Raw genomic sequence first — 25728 nt, 5'->3', positions numbered from 1 at the left:
GGCTTTAGCCCGACATGTCGGCCTGATACCCAAGGGGCACGCTGAGGCCGACCTACAAGGGCACGACTGGATTTCACTTTTGGAGCGTTCCAGAAGACAGCCCGGAATGTCCCATCCACAAGACGATTGCCGGAAAAGAAGCGATTCCGTACTTCAATTTATGCAACTGTCAGGTTTAATAACCTCGCCCCGACAGGCGATTGGTTCCTGCGGGATCAGGACGCCATTTCGACCCGGTTGCGTCCGCCACGCTTGGCGGCATACAGCGCGGCGTCGGCCCGCTGCAGGAGGCGGTCGGGTGTGTCGTCCTCGCGGCTGGCCGCGACACCGATGCTGACCGAGGGCGCCGGGATCTCGCCGAATTCCAGTACCCCGATGGCCGCGCGCAGGCGTTCGGCGAAACGGCGCGCGCCCTCAGCATCGGTTTCCGGCAGCAGGATGACGAATTCCTCGCCGCCGTAACGGGCCACGAAGTCGCTCTTGCGCACGTGCCGGCGCAGACAGCGGGCGATGCCGATCAGCACCTGATCCCCGGCCAGGTGGCCGAAGCGGTCGTTGATGCGCTTGAAGTGATCGATGTCCATCATCAGCAGCCCCAGCGGGTGGCCGAAACGCTGGCTGCGGGCCAGTTCCTCGGCCAGGCGTTCGCCGAGCGCCCGCCGGTTGTAGACGCCGGTCAGCGGATCGCGCAGCATCAGCTCGTGGATGCGCGCCTCGTTGCGCTTGAGTTCACGGTAGGCATCGGCCAGTTCGTCGTTGGTCCCTTCCAGATCCTGCCGCATGCGCTCGCTCTCGCGCACGAAGTAGAACAGTACCAGGAAGATCCCCACGCTGCCGAAGCCAAGGTTGAGCACGAAAAAGGCGGTGTTGAGCGCCGGCGGCATGGGCGATGCCTGCGCGCTCAGCCGCGCATCCAGCAAGCCGCTGATCCCCACCAGCGCCACGAAGGCGGCGAGCCAGCGCCGCGCCGAGCGCATGTCGGCGAAGAATACCGCCGCCAGCGGCGAGAACAGCGCCCAGATGACCACCGCCGAACTGTTGGCGAACCCGCCCAGGCTCCACATGAGCGCAAAGGGCAGCAGAAAGATGAGCAGGAACTGGCTGTCGCGGAAGAAGGCGAAGCGCCGGCGCAGGAAATAGTCGCCAAGGCTCAGCGCGGAGACGACGGCATAGCCCAGCGGGATGAGTCCGGAGAGGCGATAGCCGGCGAACAGGTAGAGCGTCCCCCAGCCCAGGGCCAGGATCGTGACGAACAGCACGATCAGGGTCAGCAGGGACTGCCGCAGGCACTGCTCGGGCGAAAGCCCCGGCCGGTTCCCCCGGCTGGCGAACTGCCACAGTGTGTCGATGACGCGCTTCATGAACAGGACCGTTCCTCGGCTCCGAAGGCCGTCGCAGATGACGGGTTGCCCGAGATCTATCGACTTGGCCGGCGGGAATTCAAGCGCCGGGATCGCAAAACGGGATCGCCGACACGCCTTGCGCTCACTGGCAGCCGTTGGCGAACGGCGCTGCGGCCGGATCCCGCGTCAGCTGGAAGTGATCGCCCCGGCTCCCGTCGGCGCGCAGATAGCGGCCGGTGAGCGTGTCCCCGCTGATGTCCACCACCAGCACGCCGACGCGAGCCTCGCTCACCGCCATCACCGGATGATCCAGCGGCCCCTGGTTGGCCCTGGCCGACGCGCCCACCACCGCATAGATCGTCCCGCCATGGGGGCCGGGGCGTTTGCGATAACGCATCGGCGACGCGTCGGTTTCCGGCAGGCGCAGCGAAGCCTGCCGATCGAGCCGGGACGAAGTGGCATAGTGGCAGTCGAGCAGGTGCGACCGCTCGTACATGTGGCTGTGCCCGGCCAGCACCAGATCGACGCCGCCGGCCTCGAGGACGGGCAGCAGATGCTCGCGGATCTCGAACATGCGGCCGTGGCTGTCGCGCCGGCTGTCCGAATCGTGCGAGCCGTGGGTATAGGGGGGATGGTGCATCACAGCCACCGTCCAGGGCCGATCGTTGGCGGCCAGATCCCGGCGCAGCCAGTCGAGCATGGGATGATCGGGGCGCAGCGGCTCGCTGGTGGAATCGAGCACCACCAGGTGCAGCGGGCCGTCGTTCAGCGAAAACCAGCGTTCGCTGCCCGAGGGCAGCCCGCCCGACTCCCCGTGGGCGGGAAAGTCGAACAGCTTGAAGAAGACGTGACGCCGGGCATCGTGATTGCCGTAGGCGGGGATCACCGGCACCTGGCGCAGCAGGCCGGCATAGGGCTCGAAGAACCCCTGCTGGAACTGGCGGTTGGTACCGGATCGGTAGGCGTTGTCGCCGGTGGTGAGGAGCAGATCGAGGCGCGGGCGGCCGGGACGGGCCTGGCGTTCGAGCCAGGCGGTCAGGGCGTTGCGGGCCTTCTTCTGCAGCGGCGTGGGATCGCCCGGATCCCCCAGCACGGCGAAGCGCACGGGCACCGCGGGGGAGGCGGCCAGGGTGCGGAAGGTGTAGCCGGCGCCGGCATAGCGATCGCCGCCGGGATGGCCGACCGCGTAGTAATAGCGCGTATCGGGCTGCAGGCCGGTGAGCCGCACCCGGTGCGACTCGCGGGGCCCGGCCTCGCGCACCTGCCGGTCGAGCCGATCCGGCCGCAGACCATAGCGCACCACGCCGGTTTCCGCCTGCGCCGTCTGCCAGCGCAGGGTCATGGCCGTGGTCGCCGGCATCTGCAGGTAGGGCGCCCGGGGACCGCTGTAGAAGTTGCCGAGCCAGACATGGATGGGCCGGCCCACGGCATACAGGGCCAGCAGCAGCACCAGGGCATAGACGGGCAACAGGAACCAGCGGGCGGGACCGGGCGGCGGCAGCAATCGGGCGAGTCGGGGCATGAACGATTCGACGGTTCGCGGGTCTGTCAGTTCATTGTGACACAAGCCGCCCGCCGCGTCCGCTGGCGCCGGCCGCGATCTGGTAGAATCCGTTACCCAACCCGCCGGTCAAAACCATGCAAAGACTGCCCCGCCTGCTGCACTTTCTGGTCAACCTCACGGCCCTCAACCTGGCCGTGTTCATGCTCCTGCGCCTGGCGTTCTGGCTGTGGTTTCGCAATCCGGCCGATCCGATCCCCGGCGGGGAACTGCTGCATGGCCTGTGGCTGGGCTTCAAGTACGATCTGCGTCTGACCCTGCTCCTGCTGCTGCCGCTGTTCCTGCTCGGCGGCTTTCGCGCCTTCAGCCCCTTCACCTCGCCCTGGCGGCGCAATCTCTGGTTCGCCTACCTGGCCCTGGTGATGGCCACGGTCCTGCTGTTCTATTTCATGAACTTCGGTTACTTCGCCTATCTGCACACGCCGATGGACGCCACGGTGCTGCGCTTCGCCTACAACCTGGAAACCTCGCTGCAGATGGTCTGGGAAACCTATCCGGTGGTCTGGATCCTGCTGGGGCTGGCGCTGGTGATCGCCGCCTACGTGGCCCTGCTGCACCATCTGCTGTGGCGCGCCGCCACCTACGCCAACCCGCACCTGCGCGGCTGGCGCAAGGCGCTCACCGTGTTCGTGACCTTCGTACTGGTGGTGTTCGGCCTCTACGGCAAGTTCTCCTGGTATCCGCTGCGCTGGTCCGAGGCCTTCGCCACGCCCCATGCCTTCGCCCCGGCGGTGGCCATGAATCCGATCCTGTATTTCGCCAACACCCTCAAGAACCGCGAGGTGCGCTTCGACGAGCAGGCGGTGCGCGAACACTATCCCGAACTGGCCCGCTGGCTGGGCGTCACCCACCCCGATCCCCAGCGCCTCGATTTCCGGCGCATCGTCACCACCCCCGGCCCGCTGGCGGCGCAGCGGCCCAACATCGTGATGGTGTTCCTCGAATCCTTCGCCAGCTACAAGACCGGCCTGTTCGGCAATCCGCTGAACCCGACACCGAACTTCGACGCCCTGGCGCGGGAATCGGTCTCCTTCACCCGCTATTACGCGCCCCACACCGGCACCGCCCGCTCCGTGTGGGCGGCCATCACCGGCCTGCCCGACGTGGAGACCCACAAGACCTCCAGCCGCAACCCGCTGGTGGTGGATCAGCACACCCTGGTCAATGCCTTCACGGGATATGAAAAGTTCTACTTCCTCGGCGGCAGCGCCAACTGGGGCAACATCCGCGGCCTGCTCCAGCACAACATCCCGGGGCTGCACGTGTACGAGGAAGGCAGCTACGAATCCCCGCGCATCGACGTGTGGGGGATCTCGGATCTCGATCTGTTCCGCGAGGCCACCGCCGCCCTGAGCCGGTCGGCCAAACCCTTCTTCGCCATCATCCAGACCTCGGGCAATCACCGGCCCTACACCATTCCCGACGATCACGGCGACTTCCGGCTGGAACATCACGATCCCGCCGCCTACAAGCGCGCCGGATTCATCTCGGAGAAGGAATACAACTCCTTCCGTTTCATGGACTACAGCGTGGGCGCGTTCATGAAGCTGGTCCGCCAGCAACCCTGGTATGCCAACACCATCTTCGTGTTCTACGGCGATCACGGCATCACCGGCTACGGCGGCGAACACACCCCGGCCTTCGAGAGCAAGTTCATCCTCACCGGCCATCACACGCCGCTGCTGTTCCATGCCCCCGCGCTGCTGCCCCCGCGCAGCGACGACCGCATCGCCTCGGAAGTGGATCTGCTGCCCTCGCTGGCCAGCCTCGCCGCGCCGGCCTACGTCAACACCACCCTGGGCCGCAGCCTGTTCGATCCCCGCTTCGACAGCGACCGCTATGCCTTCACCATCACCCACAGCCCGATCCCCGAGATCGGCCTGCTGTCGAAGGATTTCTACTTCCGCATGCTGGAAAACGGCCAGAACAAGCTGCTGGCCCACCTCGACTCGACCGACGCCACCGCCAACGTCATCGAGCGCTATCCCGAGGTGGCGCGCCGGATGGAGTCCCTCACCCGCGGGATCTTCGAAACCGCCCGCTGGATGCGCTATCACAACGGACGCAAGCGCGCCCGGGCACCATTGACGACGGAGAAATGAGCATGGCTGTCGATCTCGACGATCTCTGGCTTGCCTATGAAATGCAGAGCCAGCTGCACGACGGCTGGGGCGAACCCGGCGCCGGCGCCTGGCTCGACCTCGAAAAGGGCGTTCTCATCGTCTATTCAGGTGACGGCGTCATCGACGACGAAACCCCGCCGCCCGACGACATCGACGACAATCCCCGCTACGTGCCCATTCCCACCCGCCAGGAACTCGACCTCGGCCGGGAACTGGCCCTCGATTTCATGGCCGAACACCGGCCGGACGAGGTGCAATGGGCCCTGGACACGCTGCGCCGGCGCGGCGGCTGGCACCGCTTCAAGGATCATCTGGAAGACATCGGCCTGATCCGGGAATGGTTCGACTACCAGGAACGGCGCACCAACGAAGCCCTCAAGGCCTGGTGCGAGGCCCAGGGCGTGGACGTGACGGAGAAGAAGTAACCCTGCGCGCCGCGTGGCGCATCGCCGTGGGGCAAAAGCGCACGCGACAGGGGCCGGAAAAATCCGGCCTCTGTCTTTGCGGCTTGCGCCCGGACCTCAGGCGGGTTGACGGAACCCTTCCATCAGCACGTTCGGCAGCCGGCCGGCGAAATCCTCCACCAGCGCCACCTTGTCCTGATCCACCACCAGCAGCTCGTCGCGCACCTTGATGAGGGCGTTGGCGAAACGGCCGTCGAAGCCCGGGATCAGACCGGCCACGCCCGAGCTGGCCACCTTGACGGCGGTCAGGGCCGGATCGATGACCTTCTCGCGGTACAGGCCGTCGTCCTTCACCTGCTGCGGGTCCAGTTGCTGAAGCTTTTCCAGGTGTGGCTGCAGGGAGGGGGCCACCTGTTCCACCACCTTGCCGATCATCTTGTCACCGGCCTTTTCCTTGAGTTTTCCCAGCATGATATGCTCCTTGTCGTGAGTTGGGCACGCCAGGGACGGGGGGAAGGAACGGGCAGGCAATGTCCGGCCACGGGGGCCGTGGAGGCAATGGCACCAGTTCGTCCCTGTTCCCTGTGCGAGCGTTTTTCCCTGATTGAACCCGGGACATCCTGACCGGGCCCGCCGATTCTAGACAGACATTTCTGACAGCGCAAGCATGGCCGTCATTCTCTGCTTCCTGCTTCTCCTCCTGCTGCCGGCGGCCCCGACCCGGGCCGACAGTCCCGGCGACGCCATGCTCGAGAACGTGATTGCGCCACTTGAAGCGCCGCGCATGGCGCGCCTGGCCTGGCTGCAGCGGCGCCTGCCGGTGCCCATTCACCGCTTCGCCAGCGACGGCTGCAGCGGCGGCCTGTCCGCCGGCTGGTCCCTGCTGGCCCGGCGGGTGCCGGATCTGGCCCACCGCATCGGCACCCGCCCGCCCTGGGAAGCCTGCTGCGTGGCCCACGACCGGGCCTACTGGCGCGGCCCCGGCGTCAACGGCTACGCCCGCCGCCTGGCCGCCGATCGCGCCCTGCGCCAGTGCGTGGTGGACACGGTGGCCCGCCAGCGCCTCGACTGGGCCGCCCGCCTGGGACTCGCCCCCGCCGAACTGGACACCCTGATCCACAGCGTCGCCCAGGCCATGTACCTCGCCGTGCGCATCGGCGGCGGCCCCTGCACCGGCCTGCCCTGGCGCTGGGGCTACGGCTGGCCACGCTGCGATGGGGACAGCGAGTTCCAGCAGACCCGTTTCGCATTTCATCCTCAGCCCACATCAAGCCGCAGCAGGCTCGAAACGCAAATGTGACCATGTTCACAACCTGCAAAATCCGATCGTCTCCCTTGAACGAAGGGATTGACGCTGCCTCTCTTCCGAATTAACGTCGCATCCGACAGGCTGTTGAAAAAGCCCATCCGTGAGCTTTTTCAACAGCCTGCCAACAAGGGAATCATTTCTGCCGAAGATCCTGAGCGGTCAACGTGACCCCACAGGAAACTCGTGAATACGACAAGGAGGTTGTTACATGCCTGCCTCAGCGGAAGAAAAGCAGATCCTTCGCGACCTCATTGATGCCTTCTACAAAGCCGGCGGACTCCCCGGCTGGCGGGGAGAAGTCAATGAAAGCGTCGCCCAGGTCTTTGGAACCATGCTGTGTACTTCCATGCGCTGCTCCGATGCGCTGGCCTGGGTACCACCCCCGCCTGCCGGCCCTCCGACCATATCCTGGTTTGCGCGCGCCCTGGGCCGTGTTGCCGTCAATCGTCTCCGCGATCTCGAACTGTCAACAACCTGCGCAAGAACCGTCATCTCGCGCTGGAACACGGCATTGCGGCTCGCCTCTTCCAACGACTTTGCCACCGGAGCCATTGTGCCATGCGTACGCTAATCTGCGCGATTTTCGTCTTGCTTGCCAAACTTGCCACGGCCACTCCGGTACCACAATCCATACCGTGGCCAACGCCGACACCTTGCGAGAACTGTCTGCGAATCCAGTTTGACCACCTCGCAATGCAGATTCCTGTCACCCTGGCAGGACGCATCCTGGTACCCGATACCGGACTGCCCGGTCTGGTATTGCTGCCTGATCCCGAATCGGCGAAAAATGGAATTTATCTGCTTCACGAACCTTCATCCCCGATAATGGAGGCACTGAAACGAAAGGACCTCGACCGCAAATACCGTATCCTGACACTCCCTGATCTTCTGCACCGACTCGGCCACGACACCCAGGAAGCCGAACTGCAATCTTTTTTTGCGGCACTGGGTTTCGATGCCTCGGCCAGCGTCACCGTCGCCAAGCATGGCAAGCTCACCGTCTGGCGTGTGATACACCCCGATCCAGCATCGAATGTGCTTTACATCGCTGCCGACAATCACGCCAGGTTGTACAAGATCGCGGGACACATCACCGATACAACCTGGAAAAACCTGCTCTCCCATATGCGGTTCGCACCGCCCCCCTGACAGTCCGCGGGAAAAGCCTATCCCCGGGCTTTTCCCACTCGGGAATGGAAAACGCGGTTTCTCGTGCCCTCACATTTTCAATGACCCAGCATCATTGAAAATGGCAATGCCTCCGTGCATCACACACCGGCTGCCGAGAAACGGTGTTTTTCAATAACCTGCCAAGCGCCTGATTTAGCTGGCTGTTCCGAAACATCGCTCAATCTTCGCTACAAGCACGAAGCCTTCATGGCTGGTGCACTGTCGCGCGCCCGGCCCTTGACGGGTTTCCCTCCAATCGGCATAGTGCCGGTCCCGAAATATCCCCGATCCGCAACGGCAATCCGACATGAAGGTACTGGTCATCGGCGGCGGCGGCCGCGAACACGCGCTGGCCTGGAAGGCGGCCCAATCCCCCCGCGTGGAGACGGTCTTCGTGGCCCCCGGCAATGCCGGCACGGCCCGCGAGCCGAAGCTCGAAAACGTGGCCATCGGTGCCGAGGACATGCCGGCGCTGGTGGACTTCGCCCGCCGGGAGGCGGTGGATCTGACCATCGTCGGCCCCGAGGCGCCGCTGGTGGCCGGGGTGGTGGATGCCTTCCGCGACGCCGGGCTGCGCTGCTTCGGGCCGGACCGGGGCGCGGCGCAACTGGAAGGCTCCAAGGCCTTCACCAAGGACTTTCTGGCCCGCCACGGCATCCCCACCGCCGCCTACGGCAACTTCACCGACGTGGACGAAGCCATCGCCCACATCCGCCGGCAGGGCGCCCCCATCGTGGTCAAGGCCGACGGCCTGGCCGCCGGCAAGGGCGTGATCCTGGCGCAAAGCGAAGCGGAAGCCATCGACGCGGTGCGCGACATGCTGGCCGGCAATGCCTTCGGCGAGGCCGGCCACCGGGTGGTGATCGAGGAATTCCTGACCGGCGAGGAGGCCAGCTTCATCGTCATGGTGGACGGCGAACACATCCTGCCCATGGCCACCTCCCAGGATCACAAGGCCCGCTACGAGGGCGACACGGGCCCCAATACCGGCGGCATGGGCGCCTACTCTCCCGCGCCGGTGGTCACGCCGGAAATCCATGACCGGATCCTGCGCGAGGTGATCGAACCCACCGTCCGCGGCATGGCCGCCGAAGGCCATCCCTACACCGGCTTTCTCTATGCCGGGCTGATGATCGCCCCCGACGGCACGCCAAAGGTGCTCGAGTACAACGTGCGCTTCGGCGACCCGGAAACCCAGCCCATCATGATGCGCCTGCGTTCGGATCTGGTGGCCCTGTGCGAGGCCGCCCTCGACGGCCGGCTGGACACGGTCACCGCCGACTGGGATCCCCGCGCGGCCCTCGGGGTGGTGCTGGCGGCCGAGGGCTATCCCGGCGCCTACCGCAAGGGCGACGTGATCACCGGCATCCCCGAGGAGACCGAGGACGCCAAGGTCTTCCACGCCGGCACCGCCGAGCAGGACGGCCGGATCGTCACCGCCGGCGGCCGGGTGCTGTGCGCCGTGGGCCTGGGCGAGACCGTCAGGGCCGCCCGGGACCGGGCCTACGAACTGGTGAAGCAGATCCACTGGGACGGCATGGTCTACCGCACCGACATCGGCTACCGGGCCATCGAGCGGGAAAAAGCCTGAAAACGGAGCCGATTGGCGCCGATTTGTCAACAATTCCCGTCAACGGGTTTTGCGGGAAAAATTTCCGGGATTCCGCTAGAATAGCGATCTTTGCACGATGCCCGTCCCGCCTGCGCGGTGACCGGCGTCCACCAGGCAAGCGAATTCCATTGTTCAAGAAATCGTTGAGGAGCATCCATGTCCGCCAAGCATCCCGTCGTCGCGGTTACCGGTTCGTCCGGCGCCGGCACCACGACCGTCAAGAACGCCTTCGAGCACATCTTCTTCCGTGAGCACATCAACCCCCTGATCATCGAAGGGGACAGCTTCCACCGCTACGACCGGGCGGCCATGAAGGACGCCATCGCCGAGTTCGCCAAGCAGGGCAAGCAGCTCAGCCACTTCGGTCCGGAAGCCAACCACTTCGATCTGCTGGCCGAGACCTTCAAGACCTACGGCGAAACCGGCCACTGCAAGCGCCGCTACTACCTGCACAGCGAGGAAGAGGCCGCCGAGCACAACGCCCGCCTCGGCACCAACCTCAAGCCCGGCGAGTTCACTCCCTGGGAGGAAATCACCGAGGAGACCGACCTGCTGTTCTACGAAGGCCTGCACGGCGGCGTGGTGGACGGTGACGTGGACGTGGCCGCCTACACCGATCTGCTGGTGGGCGTGACCCCCATCGTCAACCTCGAGTGGATCCAGAAGATCCACCGCGACAACGCCCAGCGCGGCTACAGCGCCGAGGCCATCGTGGACACCATCCTGCGCCGCATGGACGACTACGTGCACTACATCACGCCGCAGTTCTCGCGCACCGACATCAACTTCCAGCGCGTGCCCACGGTGGACACCTCCAACCCCTTCATCGCCCGCGACATCCCGACGCCCGACGAGAGCTTCGTGGTGATCCGCTTCCGCGATCCCAAGGGCGTGGACTTCCCCTACCTGCTCAACATGATCCCCAACTCGTTCATGTCGCGGCGCAACACCATCGTGGTGCCCGGCGGCAAGATGGGCTTCGCCATGGAGCTGATCCTGGCGCCGAAGATCCACGAACTGATCGAGAACAAGAAGAAGGGCTGAGTCCCGCTTCGGTCTCACCACGAAAAACCGGGGATTTCCCCGGTTTTTCTTTGCCCGCGGGACGGGTAGGATGGTGCGCCCAACCGGAGTCCGCCCCATGCACAGTTTCAAGCTCGGCCACAGCGCCAATGCCGACTGGTCCGCCGCCCTCGACGACTGCCTGGCCCAGTGCGGCGACCTTCACGACGCCACCCTGGGCTTCGTGTACGTCAGCGATCACTTCGCCGACGTGCTGGGCGAGCTGGTGCGCAGCCTGCGCGAGCGCTCGGGCGTCGCCCACTGGGTGGGCAGCCTGGGCCAGGCGATCCTCGCCACCGGCGCCGAATACGAGGACACCCCGGCCATCAGCCTGCTGCTCACCGACTTTCCCGCCGCTCGCTTCCACCTGTTCGACTGGCCCGAACATCCCCTGCCCGCGGCCCCGGCCGACAGCGGCCTGCGCCTGGCCGTGGTGCACGGCGATCCGCGCAACGGCCGGTTGCCGGAACTTATCGCCCGCCTGCCCGAGGAACTCGGCCACGGCTACCTGGTCGGCGGCATCACCTCCTCCGCCAGGCACTATTACCAGATCGCCAACGGCGTGGTGGAAGGCGGCCTCTCGGGCGTGATCCTGGAAGAACCGGAGGTGGTCACCGGCGTCACCCAGGGCGTCTCGCCGCTGGGGCCGGTGCGCACCCTCACCGAAGCCGATCAGCACATGGCCATCACCATCGACGGCCGCCCGGCCCTGGAGGTGTTCAAGGAAGACATCGGCGAAGTGCTGGCCCGCGACATCGACCGCGCCGCCGGCTACATCTTCGCCGGCTTCCCGGTGGCCGGCTCCGACACCGCCGACTACCTGGTGCGCAACATCATCGGCATCGATCCGGAAAACGGCCTGCTGGCCATCGGCGAACACCTCAAACCCGGCAGCCCCATCATGTTCTGCCGCCGTGACGGCCGCAGCGCCCGGGAAGACCTGGACCGCATGCTCGCCGACGTGCAACGCCGCCTGCAGGGCCGCACGCCCCGGGGCGGCCTCTACTTCTCCTGCCTCGGCCGCGGCCGCCACCTGTTCGGCGAACCGGGCCGCGAAATGGCCATCCTCCGCGACGCCCTGGGCGACGTGCCCCTCACCGGCTTCTACGCCGCCGGCGAAATCGCCGGCCAGCGGCTGTACGGCTACACGGGCGTACTGACGGTGTTCCTGTGATTTCGGGGTAGTGTAATGAACACGGAGGGCACGGAGGCACGGAGCTCACGGAGAAAAGCAAGGGGGAGCGAGCAGTCGAAGCACCGTTTTACCGGCGACACAAGCGGTGTCATGGCTACGGGACAACCAAAATGAAACTCCGTGTCCTCCGTGCCCTCCGTGTTCCTTCCGCAGGCAAAAATCGTGTCATCCCGAGATGGCGGCTCCGCTACGCTTGAGCCGTATATGGTCTCCTCCCGTTTTGCAAGACGTTGTACCAAACTTCGACAGGGACAGGATTGCGCTCGTATATCCGGCCTGTTTGTGAGGCTTTTTGCGCCTCTGGCCTCGATGAGATCTGCGCGTATCGTCCTAATCGCCCTAGCGGCTTGTCCCAGCCTACGGCTCAAGCAGGTTTTCGATACGCCGGTCTGACCTGTTTGTCATCGCTCGCCACAGCGTCTTCGCAATCGTCGGCAGGCTAACTCTCCAAATCGTTCCTCGCGGGCCCTGCCCGCCTTCAGACCGGGCGGTAATCCGCCCGGTATTCCGTCTTGTTCCTCAATACCGCCCACCCCATCCGGGCCATCTTGTTGGCCAGCGCCACCACCGCCTTGTTGTAGCCGCGCTCCGCCCGGATCCGGTTGATCCAGCGGCTGAGCCGGTCATCCTTCCCCGCCGCCGCCTTCACCACCGACCGCGCTCCATGCACCAGCAGACTGCGCAGATAGCCGTCTCCCCGCTTGCTGATCCCCTGCAGCCGTTCCTTCCCTCCGCTACTGTGTTGGCGGGGCACCAGACCCAGGGATGCGGACACATCCCGTCCCCGCCGCCAGGCCCGGCCGTCGCCGATCTGGCTGTAGAAAACCGGCGCCACCACCGGCCCGTAACCCGGGATCGCCCGCAGCCGCTTCACCGCCTCGTTCCGGCGGCTGTAGCCTTCCAGTTCCCGGGTGTAAAACGCAATGTGCGCGTCCAGCTCCTGAAACCGCCGGTAACTCTCCCACAACAGCTGCCGAAACCACTCGCTCAGGCCATTCTCCGCCTCCGACAGCACCTCCGGCAGGCGACGCCGCAGCGTATTCACCCCCTTGGGCAGAACAATCCCGTATTCCCCCAGCAGACCCCGTATCTGGTTGACCAGCGCCGTGCGGTCCGCAAGACAGCGCTCGCGCAGACGGTGCAGCGCCTGGATGTCCTGCTGCTCCGGTGTCTTCACCGACACAAACCGCATTTCCGGCCGCACCACCGCTTCGGCTATCGCCAGCGCGTCGTTGTAATCGTGCTTGTTCCCCCGCACAAACGGCTTCACGTACTGCGGCGGAATCAGCTTCACCTCGTGGCCCAGTGCCTGCAGCTCCCGCGCCCAGTAGTGGGCGCTCGCGCAGGCTTCCATCCCCACCAGGACCGGCTCCAGGTTCGCAAAATACGCCAGCACCTGCCCTCGCCTCAGCATCCGCTTGCGCACCACCTTGCCCCGCTCGTCGCAGCACACCACGTGAAACACGTGCTTTGCCAAATCCAGTCCAACCGTCGTAATCTTGCTCATGGTCTCCTCCTCCTTCTTCGATGGATGGTGAAGTGCTTCCATCTTGGCGCATCGTGACGCCGTTTTTAAGGGGGGGAGGAGACCATCTCATCGCCCTACGGGCCTTGGGTTCCTTCCCCTGCACCATCAATGAGCACCGCACCATGAAATACCGTGAACTCGGCAACACCGGCATCGACGTCTCCGTCATCGGCCTGGGCACCATGACCTTCGGCGAGCAGAACACCGAGGCCGAGGCCTTCGCGCAGATGGATTATGCGCTGGCCCAGGGGGTGAACTTCTTCGACACGGCGGAGCTGTACGCCATTCCGCCGCGGCCGGAGACCTGCGGCGCCACCGAGACCATCATCGGCCGCTGGCTGAAGGCGCGGGGCGCGCGGGAGAAAATCGTGCTGGCGAGCAAGATCGCCGGGCCGGGCGAAGGCTGGGTGGATCACATCCGCGGCGGGCGCACCCGCTACGGGCGGGCGCACCTCCGCGCGGCCGTGGAAGGCAGTCTGCGGCGGCTCCAGACCGACCGCATCGATCTCTACCAGCTGCACTGGCCGGAGCGCAAGACCAACTTCTTCGGCCGGCTCGGCTACACGCCCGAGGCCGATGAGGACTTCACGCCCTTCGCCGAGACCCTGGCGGCCCTGGCCGAGCAGGTACAGGCCGGAAAGATCCGCTTCATCGGCCTGTCCAACGAGACCCCGTGGGGCGTGATGCGCTTTCTCGCCGCGGCCGAGCAGCTCGACCTGCCGCGGGTGGTGAGCGTGCAGAACCCCTACAGCCTGCTCAACCGCACTTACGAGATCGGCCTGGCCGAGGTGTCGATCCGCGAACGCTGCGGCCTGCTGGCCTACTCGCCGCTGGGCTTCGGCGTGCTCTCCGGCAAGTACCTGCACGGCGCCCGGCCCAAAGGCGCCCGCATCACCCGCTGGCCCGACTACACCCGCTATTCCAGCCCCCAGGCCGAGGCCGCCACCGAGGCCTACGTGCAACTGGCCCGCGACCACGGCCTCGACCCGGCGCAGATGGCCCTGGCCTTCGTCCACGGTCGCCCCTTCCTCACCAGCACCCTGATCGGCGCCACCTGCCTGGAGCAGTTGCGGGCCAACATCGCCAGCATCGACCTCGAACTGCCCGAAAGCGTGCTCGACGGCATCGAACGGATCCATCAGGCACATCCGAATCCCAGTCCGTAACCGGACGTTTTTTCGACGCCAAGGCTCCCCGCCTGTCTCCCCTGGCACAACGTCACCGTCGAGGCTAAGCTTGGGCGCAAACGTCAGTGGAGGAAAACCTCATGCCCTGCCTGTTCTGCAAGATCGCGAACAAGGAAATCGATGCGGAGATCGTCTACGAGGACACCCACGTGGTGGCCTTCCGGGATCTTCATCCCCAGGCGAAGCATCACCTGCTGGTGATCCCGCGCCGGCACATCGCCACCCTCAACGAAGCGGAGGACGACGATGCCGAGCTGCTGGGCCGGCTGCTGCTGACGGCCCGGCACCTGGCGAAGGAGCTGGGCGTGGCCGAGGACGGCTACCGGGTGGTGATGAACTGCAACCGCGACGGCGGGCAGACGGTGTTCCACATCCATCTGCACCTGCTGGCGGGGCGGCAGATGCACTGGCCGCCAGGATAGTGGCGAGGGACGAGGACCGAGGAAGGTGCGCTGCTGCGCGAGCGCACCCTACTCGCCGGCCTTCACCAGCTCCTGGGCAATGACCCGCACGCCGCCGTTGAGCACGCTGGCGCGGTAGCCCTTCTGGGCGAGGAGGAAGGCGGCGGCGGAGCTGCGGCGGCCGGTGCCGCAGTAGCAGATCCAGGCGGTGTCGCGGTCCAGTTCGTCGAGGCGCAGGCGCAGCTCGTGCAGGGGGATGTTGACGGCCTTCGGCAGGTGGGCGTGATGGTATTCCCGGGCGTGGCGCACGTCCAGCCAGCGGGCGCCGCCGGCCACGGCCACCCGGGCCTCCTCGGGCGAAAGGCGCTGCAGCATGGGTTCGCGCAGCAGTTCGTCGAAGTCTTTCCGGGACAGGCGCATCACCACGCCGTCGGTGAGCATGGTCACCGTGGCATTGCGCTGGCCGCCCGAAATCAGGGCTTCCTCGCCGAAACCGATGCCGGGCTGCAGGGTGGCCAGTTCCACGGTGCGCGTGACCTTCGCCTCGCCCTCGGTGAGCACGTAGTAGTAGTCGCCCGGCCCGCCCTGTTCGATGATCCGCTCGCCGGCCTTCACTTCCACGCTCTCCATGCGTTCCAGCAGCGGACGGATGTTCGCCGGCGGCATGGCCTTGAAGGCCATGATGTGGCGCATCTTGCGGATCCAGCTTCCGTCTCCCCCGGCCGGCTTGGCCGGCGCCTCTGCCGCTTGCGCCGCGGGCGGGGTTGCCGCGGCCTCGCTCCCGTCAGCGGCCGGGGCCGGCGCAGCGACCTCGTCCGCGCCGCCTTCTTCGGGGGGGCGGGCCGCTTCCTCCGTCGCGGGCGGGACCGGCGGCGCGGCGCTGGCGAGCTGATCCCAGGTCATCATGTAGTCGAGCACGTTGTTGTCGATGCGCATCACCTCGACCCGGGTCAGGGCCACGGCCGTGGCCTGGCGGGGCTGACTGTCGTCGAGGGGAAAGCGGGCTTCCGGATCACGGGCGGTCACGATCCGATCGATGCGGCCGTTGGACGAAGTGAGCTGCACGTCGCCCTCCAGCAGGTAAAGCGTCTGGTTGTCGAGATCCCCTTCCCGGAACAGGCTTCCCCCCAGGGGCACCCGTTCCACGTCGGTCAGCGGCAACAGCTCCTGCAGCCGTTCCTCCGAGAGGGTGGAAACCGGCTCGAGCGTTCGCAGGCGCTCGAGGTCGATGGTGATCTTGCGGCGTGTGCGCATGGGTGAATCGGCCTGGCGGTTCAGTAGAGGTGGTTTTTCTCTCCACTATAGCTAAAGTTGAAGGCAGAAGGGACGATTTGAATGGTGTCGGGAGTCGCCGAAGCGGAACCGTTAACCGGTTCACACTTTGACACCCCCACCAGGAAATCACTCACTCGTCAGGGAGCAGTCATGCCGCAAACGGAACCTCTGGACGACGGCCGCCCGCGACTGGACATTCGCGAACGGGTTGCCGAACTCGACACCCTCCCGGTCATTCCGCAACTGGCCCGCCGCCTGCTGGCGCTGCGCGACGATCCCGATGCCACCGTCGAGCAACTGGTGGACGTGGTGCGTCTCGATCCGGGGCTGGCGGCGCTGATCATCCGCTACGCCAACTCGCCGCTCTACGGCCAGCACGACGTGGACAGCCTGGACGACGCCATCTTCCGCGTGCTGGGCTTCGAGAACGTGCTCAACCTGGCCCTGGGCAAGGCCCTGAGCCAGGCCTTCCGCCTGCCCGGCGTCGGTCCCCTGAGCCTGGCCGGGTTCTGGCACAACGCCCTCTTCAGCGCCGCGCTGATGCAGAAGCTGGCCACCCGGCATGGCCGCGCCTGGGATCTGCAGCCAGGCAACGCCTGGCTGTGCGGCCTCGTGCACAACATCGGCCACCTGGTGCTGGCCAGCCTGTTCGAAAGCGAATACTTCTGGCTCAACAAGGCCATGCTGGCCAAGCCCGAGGTGCCGCCCGTGGAACTGGAACGTCGCCTGCTGGGCCTCACCCACGCCGAACTCGGCGCCCGCCTCATGCAGGCCTGGGAGATGCCCGCCATCCTGCACGCGGTAACGGGCGAACACCACAACCCCGACTACCAGGGCGATCACCCGGCGGCGGTCTGGCTGGTGCAGGTCACCGATCAGCTCCTGCGCTCGCACAACATGTCGGACGCGGCCAGCGACGAACCGGATCCGCAACTGCTCGACAAACTGGAACTGCCCGAGGAGGAACTCTACCTGGCCATGGACGACGTACTGGAAGCCGGGGATGTGCTGGAAGCGATGGTCAAGGGGTTCGGATAACAAACAAGGGACGAGTAGCGAGGGCCGAGAGAAACATGCCGGAAGATCACGCCCCTGCTCATCGCGGCGAAGCGCCGTTCCTACAAGTTCTTTGCGATCCCTGCGCCTTTGCGTTGATTTTTCGGCCAATCGGTGCGGTGCTTCGCGAACAGCCCCTTCGGGTCTGGGGGCCGTGAAACCGATTTTCCTCGTCCCTCGCCACTCGTTCCTCGGCCCTGCCTTTACACCCGCAAGCCTCCCAGGCGGCGCATCACCGACTGGCGGTACCAGCTGATCCCGCTGAAGAAGCCGGCCGTGGCCACGGCCGCGATGCCGAGCAGCCACCACATCCAGGTGGCGCTGAAGGGGCGCGGTTCGGGAACGGCGGCCTGCAGGCGGGCCTGCTCGCGGATCAGCCGCGAGCGTTCGGCGGTGAGATCATCGACGCGGCGCACGAGCTGCCGGTTGGCCTTCTCCAGCGCCTGCGCGGCGGCCTCGGCCTCGGCCAGGCGCCGGGCCAGGGCGGCCTGTTCGGTCTGCAGGGTCTGCAGGCGCACGGTGGCCGGCGGCGAGGCGACCACGTAGGCCTCGCGCACCCAGCCCGTGGTGCCCTTTTCGGTGCGAACCCGCAGGTAGCCCTCGCGGCGCTCGAGCACCTCCAGACGCATGCCACTGAGCACCACGTCCACCGGCGCGGTGCGGTTGTCGGGTTCGGGACGCACGCCCACGCGCAACGTATCGGAGACATAGACCTGTTCGGCCATCACGGCCTCGGCGCCGGCCAGCGACGCCAGCAGGCACAGGCCGGCGAGAAACGGTTTGCGGAACATGGGCCACCTCGACATGCTCGGGTTCTGGGAACCGTATCGGCCCGTGGCGCCCGGACTTTAGAACCTCACCGCCCCGCCGGGCAGGCCACTTCGATCCGGCCAGCCCGGACCCGCACCGGCAGGGGCTCGAGGCGCTGCCCCAGGCAGGGACCGTGCACGCACAGACCGTCTTCCGGCCGGAACAGCGCGCCGTGCATGCTGCACAGTACGAAACGGTGCGAGAGGTCGAGGAAGGCGTCGCCGCCCCAGTTCAGCGCCACGCCGGTATGGGGACAGCGATTGCGAAAGGCCCGCAGTTCACCGTGCCGGCGGACCAGGAAACCGGCCAGTTCCGCGTCCCCGCAGGTCAGCGAAAAGGTCCGGGTGCCGGGGTCGGACAGGTCGTCGGCGGGGCCGGCATCGTGCCAGCAGGGGGGATTCGACACGCGAGCGATCTCCGGAAACGGGACGGGCCTCGAAGGCAAAATGGACGGGAAATGCCTGTATAGCAGCTTCAAATCCGTTTGGATTGTGCTATTGTATCGGAAATTCTTGTCCGACAATCAACGCAGGAGACATCATGGCCGTTCGCAAAAAAGCCAAAAAGAAGGTTGCCAAGAAGAAGACCGCCGCGCGCAAGAAGGCGGCCGTAAAGAAGACCACCGTCCGGGCCATCAAGGAGCCCTACACCAAGACCATGCTCTACAACGCCATCGCCGAGAAGACGGAGCTCAAGAAGAAGGACGTGGCGGCCGTGTTCGACGCCCTGGCCGAAATCATCCATGGTCACGTGCGCAAGAACGCCGCCGGCGTGTTCACCATTCCCGGCCTCATGAAGATCAAGACCGTGCGCAAGCCCGCCACCCGGGCCCGCAAGGGCATCAACCCCTTCACCGGGGAAGAGACCATCTTCAAGGCCAAGCCGGCCCGCACCGTGGTCAAGGTGCAACCGCTCAAGGCCCTCAAGGACATGGCGAACTGACCGCGTCGCCATCTTGTCATGAAAAAAGGCCGGCATTGCCGGCCTTTTTTCATGCCCGCGCGGTTTGCCGCCGCAAGGGAGGACGCCTCCCGTTGGCGGGGTCATGCCGCATCGCAGGCCGGTTCCAGCGCAGCGACACCGGCAAAAACTCACTGAACCAGAATCGGATCCGCCCTTGAGGTTGAGGGAACCTTTCGTGACACGCCGTGAATACTTCCCTGTAGGCTCGACGGCCGCCTCCCTGCGGCCGACGGTCACGAAAGGTTCCCTCAACCTCAAGGGCTCAGTGCTCATCCCGAACTCGATAAACCCCTCAGCATGACAAGCCGGCGTCGCTGCGCTGGAACCGGCCTGTGGCAAGCGCGAAAAACGGGAGCGCTCGTGAATTCGGTGCGGCGATTCAGCCGGCATACGCCGAGAGCCAGTCCGGCAAGTCCCCGAGCCGTTCGATGCGGCCCTGGATCCAGGGGGCCAGCTCCGTGGCCAGCCGCGCCTGCCGCGCCGGCGCCACGTGTTCCGTGAGCCACAGGGGATGCAGGCCCAGGGCATGGGCGCCCCGGTGTTCCTGGCTGCCGCCATCGCCCACGAACAGACAGGCCGGGGCCTCCAGCGCCAGCGCCGCGAGCGCCTGCCGGTAGATGCCGGGCTCGGGCTTGGCCGCGCCGCATTCGCAACTGAAGACCACCGCATCGAACAGCGGCGCCAGGGGCGAATCCGCCCAGGCCCGCACCTCCGCGGTCGACGCGTTGGACACCAGCGCCAGGCGCCAGCCTTCGCGGCGCAGGCCGGCGAGCACCGTCAGCACCGTCTCCGGCACATGGCGCAGGGCATGATCGAAGCGCCGCTGCCGGTGTTCCACCGCCTGCCGGATCCGGCTTTCCGGGATGGCCGGGTCCAGGGCATGGGCCATGCGGCGCAGGTTCTCGAAGGCATCGGAGGGCTGGCGGATCTCGTGCTGATCGCCGAAACAGGCGGCCCGCCAGCGTTCGTGGTCCACCCCCAGGATGTCGGCCGTGTAACCGCCCACCGTGGCCGGCACCCGGCCGACGTTGACCAGGGTGTTGAAGAGATCGAAACAGATACCGTGAATGGATGGGGGCATTGAGGGTTTTTATTTGTCGGGGTGCTGGAATTGGTTTAATACTGAATCGAAACCGCCGTACAGGAGATCATGCCATGACCGAGAACTACACCCCTCTGCCCAGCCTGGCACTCGAACCCGGCAGCAGCTATCAGCGCCCCGATGCGGATCTGCCCGAGCTGGTCCAGCTCGATTCCCCGGCCCTGTCGGTCATGACCGACCTGACCAAGATCCCGGCGGTGACCATCAGCCCCTCGGCCAGCCTGGCCGAAGCCAACCAGACCATGATCGCCGCCCGCGTGCGCCTGCTGCTGGTGGTGGACGACGCCCGACAGGTGGTGGGCCTCATCACCTCCACCGACCTGCTGGGCGAGAAGCCCATGCTGCACGCCCGCAAGCTCAACATGCCGGTGCAGGATCTCGCCGTGGCCGACATCATGATCGCCCAGCCGGATCTGGATGTGCTGGATCTGCGCGACGTGGAGCGGGCCCGGGTCGGCGACGTGGCCGAGACCCTCAAGGGCCAGGGCCGGCGTCACGCCCTGGTGGTCGAGCGCACCGAGACGGGCATGACCATTCGCGGCATCTTCTCCTGCACCCAGATCAGCAAGCAGCTGGGCATCCCCCTGGAAGACAGCAACGGCCGGGCGGAAACCTTCACCGAGCTGAAGGAAGTGCTGATCGCCTCATGACCATGCCGGGAACGGAAAACCGCGTTTTCCGTTCCCGGGCTGAAAAAAGAAGAGCCGTTCCGATTTGCCGAGCGCTTCGGCGGTGGATTCCGCAACCGGTACGCCCCTGAGGCGGGACTGTTCGGGCGCCGGTCAGAACAGCATGTTCAGGCCGATGTAGATCCCGTCGTCCACCGTGTGGTTGCCGATGTTGTTGGGCGCGACGTCCACCACCACCCGCTGAATGCCGACCTGGATCATCGCCTGCTCGGTGATCTGGAAATTGAAGGTCGCCCCCAGTTCGCTGAGGCCGTTCGCATCGGCGAAGGAGACCACTTGGGGCACGAAATAGCCGTAGACGCCGAAACCGAAACCGTTCCAGGATTCGGGCATCATCTCCGCGCCCGCCCCCAGGCCAAAACCGCCAACCGTGTAGTCGGCCGCCTGCCCATAGTACAGGCGCGCCCCCACCGAGACGATCACCGGTGCGTCGAGGCTTTCGCCCCGCACCTGAAGCCCCGCGTGCAGCAGATAGTCGGAGGTGGTGTTGCGGGTGGAATAGAGATAGCCCATGTCCACCTCCATGCGGCCCACGCTCTGGGCCAGGCTTTCGTTGACGTAGCGGATCCGCGCATAGTCGTCGCCGAGCTGGATATTGAGGATGTCGGCCCGGACGGGTCCTGCGAGCAGCCCCAGTGCCGTGAACGCCAATGCCAGTTTGCGTGCCATGATTCCGTCTCTCCCGTGCTAGCGGATCCCCCCGGGGTGCGGGGATCGTGAATGGGGGCGCCGGAAAACCGACGCCCCCCGAACGTCAGTGGGGGAATATTGCCAGAATCGTGCCAGCGAGAAAACCGCTTCCGCCTGCGGTCAGCCGGCGGTTTGCGCCAGCCGGTTGTGGGCAATCAGATCGAGACGCTCGCGGATCTCGGGATGGGCCTGAATGAAGGCCAGAAAGTCCTGGCACTCGATGCGCAGGGCTTCCACCCGGGTCACCGCCTCGACGGTGGCGGCCCGCGGCGCCCCGGTCATCACCGACCATTCGCCGAAATAGTCCCCGCCCTGGAGCAGGGCCACGTTCAGGCGTTCGCCGGCGAGATGGTGGCTGACCCGGGCACTGCCGTAGATCAGCACGTAGAGGGCGTCTCCCGGCTCCCGCTCGTGGACGATCACCGTTCCCGCCGGGAAGCTGACCAGCGAAACCGCCTCCACCAGGGCGCGCAGGGCCGGCTCGGGCAGGGCCTGAAAGGGCGGCACGCTGCGCAGGGCGGTCTCGCCGAGGCGCTGGCGATAGCGGGCGATCAGGGCGTGGCGCAGGGGCGCCCGGGCATCGACCACCCGCTCGAAGACCTCGCCCGGCAGTTCCAGCAGCACCGCCTGGCGGCTGACCACGATCCGCGAGATGCGCGGCAGGCGGTACAGGGCGGCGATTTCGCCGAAGATCTCGCCGGGGCCGAGGCGCGCCAGCCGCCGATCCCGGCCGTGGCCTTCCCGCACCTCCACCTCGCCCATCACCAGGATGTAGACCCGGTTGTCCACCTGATGACGGGCACAGATTTCCTCGCCGGTGGCGGCGCTGCGCACCCGGCCATGGTCGAGCAGATACTGTTTCTCCTCGGCGCTGAGGAGCTGTCCGAAGGTGTGATGGGCGTCGATGGCCTCGCGGGCGGCATCGAGCATGTCGCGGTTCCCTGGCATGGCACCCTCCTTTGCGGGGAGATGGGCTGTGGACGATCGCCATCTTCCGCCCCCCGTCGCCCCGCGCACAGGAAATCCTTCACAGTTTGCCGAATGCCCCGGCGGCCCGTTTTGCCCTTGTCCCGGGTGGGTTGCGGCCGCTACCATTGACCCGTTCCACGACTCCGGCCAGACCATGATCGTCCCGCTCGCCCGCCGACCCGACTGGCGTCGTCCCCCCGTCGTCACCCTGGCGTTGATTCTGATCAACGTGCTGGTCTATTTCGGCGCCCAGCTCGACGACGCCCAGGTGGAGCACGAGGCCTTCGACTACTACTTCAGCACCGCGTTGCCGGAGATCGAACTGCCGGCCTACCGCCGCTATCTCGACGATCCCGACAATCCCACCCAATTTCCGGGCCTGCGCCTCTACCTGGACGAACAGGGCAGCGACTTCGAGCGCGTCCTGGCCGAGACCATGATCCACGACGGCCCGTTCATGCAGCGCCTGACCGCCGGCGAGATCATCACGCCCGAGATGCCGGACTATGCCCGCTGGCACCGCCTGCGCGCCGACTTCGAGCGCCGCCTGAACGCCTCGACCACCTACCGCTTCGCCCAGGTGAACATCCACCCCTCCCTGCTGACCGCCTTCACCTCCATGTTCCTGCACGGCGGTTTCGATCACCTGCTGGGCAACATGATCTTCCTGTTCCTGTTCGGTTACGTGGTGGAAGCCGTGCTCGGGCGCTGGCTCTATCTGGGGGGGTACCTGCTCTCGGGCCTGTTCGCCAACGGCCTGTATCTGCTGACGGAGCCCGACTCGGGGCTGCTGGCGCTGGGGGCCTCGGGCGCCATCTTCGGTCTGTCGGGGATGTACGTGGTGCTGTTCGGCCTGCGCAAGATCCGCTTCTTCTACACCCTGCTGTTCTACTTCGGCTACTTCCGGGCGCCGGCCATCATCCTCCTGCCGGTGTGGCTGATCTATCAGCTCTACGAATACCTGTTCGCCCCCAGCAACGTGAACAACCTGGCCCACATCGGCGGGCTGCTCGGCGGCACCCTGTTCGCCCTGGCCCTGCGCCGCTGGGGCGCGCCGGTAATCGATCTCGACTACCTGGACGAGGAAGACCGGCAGCGCCGCTTCGATGAACGCTACGCGGAAGGGCTGGCCGCCCTCTCGCGCATGGACGTGGGTCGCGCCCGCCTCATCTTCCGCGAACTGGCGGCGGAACAGCCGGACAACGTGAGCCTGATGATCCAGCGCTACAACGTGGCGAAACTCCAGCCGGCCGACGACGAGATCCACACGGCCGCGCGCCGCCTGCTCACCCTGCCCGCAGCCGATCCGGCCACGGTGAAGCTGCAGCACGAAACCTTCGTGGACTACGTGCGGCGGGTCCAGCCCCAGGTGCGCCTGAGCCCCGAAGAGATGATGAACCTGGCCCTGCGTTTTGCCGCCCGCGGCTTTCTCGATGAGGCCGAGAAGATCATCGTGCATCTCACGCGCCGCCTCGGCGACTTCCGCCGCAACCCGGAAGGCCTGATGGCCCTGGTCACCCACTTCCGCCGCGCCAACCAGCGGCAGAAGGCCGAACACTATCTGCGGCTGCTGCGCGAGAAATATCCGGACAGTCCCGAGGCGCGGCTTGGCGGGGCGGCCATGGAAGGCGGGTCGAAAGCGGGATGACAAGGCTGGGTTCCGGCCCCCTCATCCCTGGCCAACGATCCCGCATCGAGATCGCCCTTGAGGCCGGGGAAGCAACCATTCCGCCGGCTCCGCTACGCTTGAGCCGGCCTACCTCGGAAATCTGGCGGCTTTCTCGCCGGCGGTTGAAAAACGACGTTTTTCAACCGCCTGCTAACCGTTGCCCGCCACCTGCTCGATCACCTGGCGATAGGCGCGCACTTCGTCGAGGTGGGGATAGTCGGGGTAGCGCTGTTCGATGAAGTCGAGCACCTGGCGGGCGCGATCGTCCTGGTTGAACTTCTCGGACAGCAGGCGGGCCACCAGGCGGTAGGCGTCGGGCACGCCGGGGTACTGGGGGAAATCCCGGTGCAGGTTGTTGAGCAGGGCCAGGGCCGCCCGGTCCTGGCCGTTGTTGGCCAGCAGCTCGGCCATGCGGTGACGCTGCCGGGCATCGCCGAACTTGAATTCCCGATCCACCCGGTAACACTCGGTGAACACGCGCAGGGCCTCGGACGGCTTGCCGTGCAACAGCAGGCGGGAGACGTATTCGCCGCTGTGCCGGCGCAGACCGTCCCGGTCGCCGAGGTTGATCAGCAGGCGGTGGAGCCGTTCCCGGTAGAGCATGTTGCCCGGTTCCTGGCCGATGAGCGCCAGCAGGCGCTCGCGCGCGGCATCGTGGCGGCCCTCGTGGAACAGGATTTCCACTTCGCGCAGGGGCCCCGGCACCGCCGCGTTCCCGGCCGGGGCCGGCGGGGCGGCCACCGCGTCGTGGATGGGCACCCCCAGGGCCTCGTGATACTGGTAGAGGGTGTAGCCCAGCAGGTGGAACACCACCAGGGTCACGTAGTTGCCCAGCAGCCCGTCCAGGGGCATGGCGAAGGCCACGGGCAGGTAGTGGTAGAGATAGGCGCCCGTCTCGTTGAGCCCGCTGATCAGCAGAAACAGGAACAGCCAGAGCAGGAGATAGGGCATGCCGATCCGGCGCATGACGTCGATCAGGATGATCGGATTGATGGCCGCCAGCAGGCGACGCTCGATGGCCAGCACCATGATGCTGGCCGGCAGCAGCAGGGCGGTGAGAAACAGACCCGCCAGCATCAGTCCGCCGCCACCGGTCCGGTACAGGCTGTCGTTGATGGCGGCGATCAGGAACAGGATGAAGAACTGCTTGAAGGGCAGTTCCAGCTCATCGGCGAGCACGTGCCAGGTGATCGGTTCCGGGGTCAGGTGGCCCTGGGCGGTGTTCTCGAGCACCACGTAGGCATATTTGAGAAACACGGCATACAGCACCACGTTGCCGAGCAGCCAGCCGAACAGGCTCCCGCCCAGCAGGAAGGCCACCAGCAATCCCAGGCCGCTGAGGGCCAGCATGAACAGCAGCGGGGTGCGTTGCAGGGGCCAGGCGAAGATGGCCGGCAGCCGTTGCCAGAACGGTTCGATGACGTTTCCCGCGCCAAGGGATTCCACGGCCTGGCGGCACACCGGACAGGCCGGCGCCGCCTCGCCCTCGCCGGGAATGCACTGGCTGCAGAAGGGGATCTGGCAGGCCCGGCAAATCCAGCGGGCGGGCACGTCGGGATGGTACTTGCAGAAGATGCGGGCCATGGACTGCGCGGGTACCTTCCTGGTCT

At 66.2% G+C, this 25728-nt stretch carries 25 protein-coding genes; 14 read left to right on the top strand and 11 right to left on the bottom strand.

Annotation, left to right across the window (positions count from 1 at the left end; all coding sequences use genetic code 11):
* Nucleotides 1–215: 215 nt before the first annotated feature.
* Complete coding sequence (locus tag ACZ5BH_RS08115) at nt 216–1361, bottom strand: GGDEF domain-containing protein (RefSeq protein ID WP_464888758.1); 1146 nt, start codon at nt 1359–1361, stop codon at nt 216–218.
* Between the two features lie 124 nt (nt 1362–1485).
* On the bottom strand, nt 1486–2865 hold the full coding sequence (locus ACZ5BH_RS08110) for a purple acid phosphatase family protein (RefSeq protein WP_464888757.1): 1380 nt from the start codon (nt 2863–2865) through the stop codon (nt 1486–1488).
* A 116-nt stretch (nt 2866–2981) separates the two neighbouring features.
* On the opposite strand from ACZ5BH_RS08110, the gene ACZ5BH_RS08105 reads away from it, so the two are divergent.
* Nucleotides 2982–5006: an LTA synthase family protein gene (locus ACZ5BH_RS08105; RefSeq protein ID WP_464888756.1), complete on the top strand. Its 2025-nt coding sequence runs from the start codon at nt 2982–2984 to the stop codon at nt 5004–5006.
* Nucleotides 5007–5008: 2 nt separating this feature from the next.
* Complete coding sequence (locus ACZ5BH_RS08100) at nt 5009–5452, top strand: hypothetical protein (protein ID WP_464888755.1); 444 nt, start codon at nt 5009–5011, stop codon at nt 5450–5452.
* A 96-nt stretch (nt 5453–5548) separates the two neighbouring features.
* Here ACZ5BH_RS08100 and ACZ5BH_RS08095 read toward each other — a convergent pair whose 3' ends face one another.
* Complete coding sequence (locus ACZ5BH_RS08095) at nt 5549–5902, bottom strand: hypothetical protein (protein ID WP_464888754.1); 354 nt, start codon at nt 5900–5902, stop codon at nt 5549–5551.
* A 196-nt stretch (nt 5903–6098) separates the two neighbouring features.
* Between ACZ5BH_RS08095 and ACZ5BH_RS08090 the strand changes: the two genes are divergently transcribed.
* The 6 genes from ACZ5BH_RS08090 (at nt 6099) to ACZ5BH_RS08065 (ending at nt 11758) form a co-directional block, all read left to right on the top strand.
* On the top strand, nt 6099–6731 hold the full coding sequence (locus ACZ5BH_RS08090; protein WP_464888753.1) for a hypothetical protein: 633 nt from the start codon (nt 6099–6101) through the stop codon (nt 6729–6731).
* A gap of 217 nt (nt 6732–6948) precedes the next feature.
* Complete coding sequence (locus tag ACZ5BH_RS08085) at nt 6949–7311, top strand: hypothetical protein (RefSeq protein WP_464888752.1); 363 nt, start codon at nt 6949–6951, stop codon at nt 7309–7311.
* Nucleotides 7299–7889: a hypothetical protein gene (locus ACZ5BH_RS08080; RefSeq protein ID WP_464888751.1), complete on the top strand. Its 591-nt coding sequence runs from the start codon at nt 7299–7301 to the stop codon at nt 7887–7889. Before ACZ5BH_RS08085 ends, ACZ5BH_RS08080 begins: the two co-directional genes overlap by 13 nt.
* A 328-nt stretch (nt 7890–8217) precedes the next feature.
* Nucleotides 8218–9501 carry a phosphoribosylamine--glycine ligase gene (gene purD, locus ACZ5BH_RS08075; protein WP_464888750.1) on the top strand — a complete coding sequence of 428 codons (1284 nt, stop codon included), beginning with the start codon at nt 8218–8220 and terminating at the stop codon, nt 9499–9501.
* Between the two features lie 177 nt (nt 9502–9678).
* A complete protein-coding gene (locus ACZ5BH_RS08070) occupies nt 9679–10566 on the top strand; it encodes a phosphoribulokinase (protein WP_464888749.1) in 888 nt (295 codons plus the stop codon).
* Between the two features lie 97 nt (nt 10567–10663).
* Nucleotides 10664–11758 carry an FIST signal transduction protein gene (locus tag ACZ5BH_RS08065; RefSeq protein WP_464888748.1) on the top strand — a complete coding sequence of 365 codons (1095 nt, stop codon included), beginning with the start codon at nt 10664–10666 and terminating at the stop codon, nt 11756–11758.
* Nucleotides 11759–12257: 499 nt separating this feature from the next.
* Here the strand turns inward: ACZ5BH_RS08065 and ACZ5BH_RS08060 are convergent, their stop codons facing one another.
* Entirely contained in the window at nt 12258–13286 is a 1029-nt protein-coding gene (locus ACZ5BH_RS08060) for an IS110 family RNA-guided transposase (protein ID WP_464891200.1), read from the bottom strand.
* 143 nt (nt 13287–13429) lie between these two features.
* Between ACZ5BH_RS08060 and ACZ5BH_RS08055 the strand changes: the two genes are divergently transcribed.
* A complete protein-coding gene (locus ACZ5BH_RS08055) occupies nt 13430–14473 on the top strand; it encodes an NADP(H)-dependent aldo-keto reductase (RefSeq protein WP_464888747.1) in 1044 nt (347 codons plus the stop codon).
* A gap of 101 nt (nt 14474–14574) precedes the next feature.
* Nucleotides 14575–14916 (top strand): histidine triad nucleotide-binding protein, encoded by a 342-nt coding sequence (locus ACZ5BH_RS08050; protein WP_464888746.1) that lies wholly within the window; start codon nt 14575–14577, stop codon nt 14914–14916.
* A gap of 48 nt (nt 14917–14964) precedes the next feature.
* Here ACZ5BH_RS08050 and ACZ5BH_RS08045 read toward each other — a convergent pair whose 3' ends face one another.
* A complete protein-coding gene (locus ACZ5BH_RS08045; protein ID WP_464888745.1) occupies nt 14965–16149 on the bottom strand; it encodes a cyclic nucleotide-binding domain-containing protein in 1185 nt (394 codons plus the stop codon).
* 171 nt (nt 16150–16320) lie between these two features.
* Between ACZ5BH_RS08045 and ACZ5BH_RS08040 the strand changes: the two genes are divergently transcribed.
* On the top strand, nt 16321–17208 hold the full coding sequence (locus ACZ5BH_RS08040; protein ID WP_464888744.1) for an HDOD domain-containing protein: 888 nt from the start codon (nt 16321–16323) through the stop codon (nt 17206–17208).
* 221 nt (nt 17209–17429) lie between these two features.
* Here ACZ5BH_RS08040 and ACZ5BH_RS08035 read toward each other — a convergent pair whose 3' ends face one another.
* Both ACZ5BH_RS08035 and ACZ5BH_RS08030 read right to left on the bottom strand, forming a co-directional pair.
* Complete coding sequence (locus tag ACZ5BH_RS08035; RefSeq protein ID WP_464888743.1) at nt 17430–18017, bottom strand: TIGR04211 family SH3 domain-containing protein; 588 nt, start codon at nt 18015–18017, stop codon at nt 17430–17432.
* A gap of 65 nt (nt 18018–18082) precedes the next feature.
* Complete coding sequence (locus ACZ5BH_RS08030) at nt 18083–18442, bottom strand: Rieske (2Fe-2S) protein (RefSeq protein ID WP_464888742.1); 360 nt, start codon at nt 18440–18442, stop codon at nt 18083–18085.
* Between the two features lie 134 nt (nt 18443–18576).
* Between ACZ5BH_RS08030 and ACZ5BH_RS08025 the strand changes: the two genes are divergently transcribed.
* Nucleotides 18577–18978 (top strand): HU family DNA-binding protein, encoded by a 402-nt coding sequence (locus ACZ5BH_RS08025; RefSeq protein ID WP_464888741.1) that lies wholly within the window; start codon nt 18577–18579, stop codon nt 18976–18978.
* A gap of 400 nt (nt 18979–19378) precedes the next feature.
* On the opposite strand, the gene ACZ5BH_RS08020 is transcribed toward ACZ5BH_RS08025, so the two are convergent.
* Complete coding sequence (locus tag ACZ5BH_RS08020; RefSeq protein ID WP_464888740.1) at nt 19379–20080, bottom strand: HAD family hydrolase; 702 nt, start codon at nt 20078–20080, stop codon at nt 19379–19381.
* Nucleotides 20081–20154: 74 nt separating this feature from the next.
* Here ACZ5BH_RS08020 and ACZ5BH_RS08015 point away from each other — a divergent pair, with 74 nt between their 5' ends.
* The gene (locus tag ACZ5BH_RS08015) at nt 20155–20751 is read left to right on the top strand and encodes a CBS domain-containing protein (RefSeq protein ID WP_464888739.1); all 597 of its coding nucleotides are present in this window, start codon (nt 20155–20157) and stop codon (nt 20749–20751) included.
* A 132-nt stretch (nt 20752–20883) separates the two neighbouring features.
* Here the strand turns inward: ACZ5BH_RS08015 and ACZ5BH_RS08010 are convergent, their stop codons facing one another.
* Nucleotides 20884–21459 (bottom strand): YfaZ family outer membrane protein, encoded by a 576-nt coding sequence (locus ACZ5BH_RS08010; protein ID WP_464888738.1) that lies wholly within the window; start codon nt 21457–21459, stop codon nt 20884–20886.
* 141 nt (nt 21460–21600) lie between these two features.
* Nucleotides 21601–22428, bottom strand: a complete 828-nt coding sequence (locus ACZ5BH_RS08005; RefSeq protein ID WP_464888737.1) for a cyclic nucleotide-binding domain-containing protein — start codon at nt 22426–22428, stop codon at nt 21601–21603.
* Between the two features lie 175 nt (nt 22429–22603).
* Here ACZ5BH_RS08005 and ACZ5BH_RS08000 point away from each other — a divergent pair, with 175 nt between their 5' ends.
* Nucleotides 22604–24097, top strand: coding sequence for a rhomboid family intramembrane serine protease (locus ACZ5BH_RS08000; RefSeq protein ID WP_464888736.1), 1494 nt, complete (start codon nt 22604–22606; stop codon nt 24095–24097).
* 171 nt (nt 24098–24268) lie between these two features.
* Here ACZ5BH_RS08000 and ACZ5BH_RS07995 read toward each other — a convergent pair whose 3' ends face one another.
* Nucleotides 24269–25702 (bottom strand): hypothetical protein, encoded by a 1434-nt coding sequence (locus ACZ5BH_RS07995; protein WP_464888735.1) that lies wholly within the window; start codon nt 25700–25702, stop codon nt 24269–24271.
* Nucleotides 25703–25728 lie beyond the last annotated feature (26 nt).

Source organism: Thioprofundum lithotrophicum (genome assembly GCF_055387065.1).
Note: the sequence above shows the minus strand (reverse complement) of the source record. Positions and strands in the feature narration are given on the sequence as shown.

Excerpts from the sequence above, each read along its gene's own strand:
- ACZ5BH_RS08115 (WP_464888758.1), bottom strand. The coding sequence starts at position 1,361 with ATGAAGCGCGTCATCGACACACTGTGGCAGTTCGCCAGCCGGGGGAAC.
- ACZ5BH_RS08110 (WP_464888757.1), bottom strand. The coding sequence starts at position 2,865 with ATGCCCCGACTCGCCCGATTGCTGCCGCCGCCCGGTCCCGCCCGCTGG.
- ACZ5BH_RS08105 (WP_464888756.1), top strand. The coding sequence starts at position 2,982 with ATGCAAAGACTGCCCCGCCTGCTGCACTTTCTGGTCAACCTCACGGCC.
- ACZ5BH_RS08100 (WP_464888755.1), top strand. The coding sequence starts at position 5,009 with ATGGCTGTCGATCTCGACGATCTCTGGCTTGCCTATGAAATGCAGAGC.
- ACZ5BH_RS08095 (WP_464888754.1), bottom strand. The coding sequence starts at position 5,902 with ATGCTGGGAAAACTCAAGGAAAAGGCCGGTGACAAGATGATCGGCAAG.
- ACZ5BH_RS08090 (WP_464888753.1), top strand. The coding sequence starts at position 6,099 with ATGGCCGTCATTCTCTGCTTCCTGCTTCTCCTCCTGCTGCCGGCGGCC.
- ACZ5BH_RS08085 (WP_464888752.1), top strand. The coding sequence starts at position 6,949 with ATGCCTGCCTCAGCGGAAGAAAAGCAGATCCTTCGCGACCTCATTGAT.
- ACZ5BH_RS08080 (WP_464888751.1), top strand. The coding sequence starts at position 7,299 with ATGCGTACGCTAATCTGCGCGATTTTCGTCTTGCTTGCCAAACTTGCC.
- purD (WP_464888750.1), top strand. The coding sequence starts at position 8,218 with ATGAAGGTACTGGTCATCGGCGGCGGCGGCCGCGAACACGCGCTGGCC.
- ACZ5BH_RS08070 (WP_464888749.1), top strand. The coding sequence starts at position 9,679 with ATGTCCGCCAAGCATCCCGTCGTCGCGGTTACCGGTTCGTCCGGCGCC.
- ACZ5BH_RS08065 (WP_464888748.1), top strand. The coding sequence starts at position 10,664 with ATGCACAGTTTCAAGCTCGGCCACAGCGCCAATGCCGACTGGTCCGCC.
- ACZ5BH_RS08060 (WP_464891200.1), bottom strand. The coding sequence starts at position 13,286 with ATGAGCAAGATTACGACGGTTGGACTGGATTTGGCAAAGCACGTGTTT.
- ACZ5BH_RS08055 (WP_464888747.1), top strand. The coding sequence starts at position 13,430 with ATGAAATACCGTGAACTCGGCAACACCGGCATCGACGTCTCCGTCATC.
- ACZ5BH_RS08050 (WP_464888746.1), top strand. The coding sequence starts at position 14,575 with ATGCCCTGCCTGTTCTGCAAGATCGCGAACAAGGAAATCGATGCGGAG.
- ACZ5BH_RS08045 (WP_464888745.1), bottom strand. The coding sequence starts at position 16,149 with ATGCGCACACGCCGCAAGATCACCATCGACCTCGAGCGCCTGCGAACG.
- ACZ5BH_RS08040 (WP_464888744.1), top strand. The coding sequence starts at position 16,321 with ATGCCGCAAACGGAACCTCTGGACGACGGCCGCCCGCGACTGGACATT.
- ACZ5BH_RS08035 (WP_464888743.1), bottom strand. The coding sequence starts at position 18,017 with ATGTTCCGCAAACCGTTTCTCGCCGGCCTGTGCCTGCTGGCGTCGCTG.
- ACZ5BH_RS08025 (WP_464888741.1), top strand. The coding sequence starts at position 18,577 with ATGGCCGTTCGCAAAAAAGCCAAAAAGAAGGTTGCCAAGAAGAAGACC.
- ACZ5BH_RS08020 (WP_464888740.1), bottom strand. The coding sequence starts at position 20,080 with ATGCCCCCATCCATTCACGGTATCTGTTTCGATCTCTTCAACACCCTG.
- ACZ5BH_RS08015 (WP_464888739.1), top strand. The coding sequence starts at position 20,155 with ATGACCGAGAACTACACCCCTCTGCCCAGCCTGGCACTCGAACCCGGC.
- ACZ5BH_RS08010 (WP_464888738.1), bottom strand. The coding sequence starts at position 21,459 with ATGGCACGCAAACTGGCATTGGCGTTCACGGCACTGGGGCTGCTCGCA.
- ACZ5BH_RS08005 (WP_464888737.1), bottom strand. The coding sequence starts at position 22,428 with ATGCCAGGGAACCGCGACATGCTCGATGCCGCCCGCGAGGCCATCGAC.
- ACZ5BH_RS08000 (WP_464888736.1), top strand. The coding sequence starts at position 22,604 with ATGATCGTCCCGCTCGCCCGCCGACCCGACTGGCGTCGTCCCCCCGTC.
- ACZ5BH_RS07995 (WP_464888735.1), bottom strand. The coding sequence starts at position 25,702 with ATGGCCCGCATCTTCTGCAAGTACCATCCCGACGTGCCCGCCCGCTGG.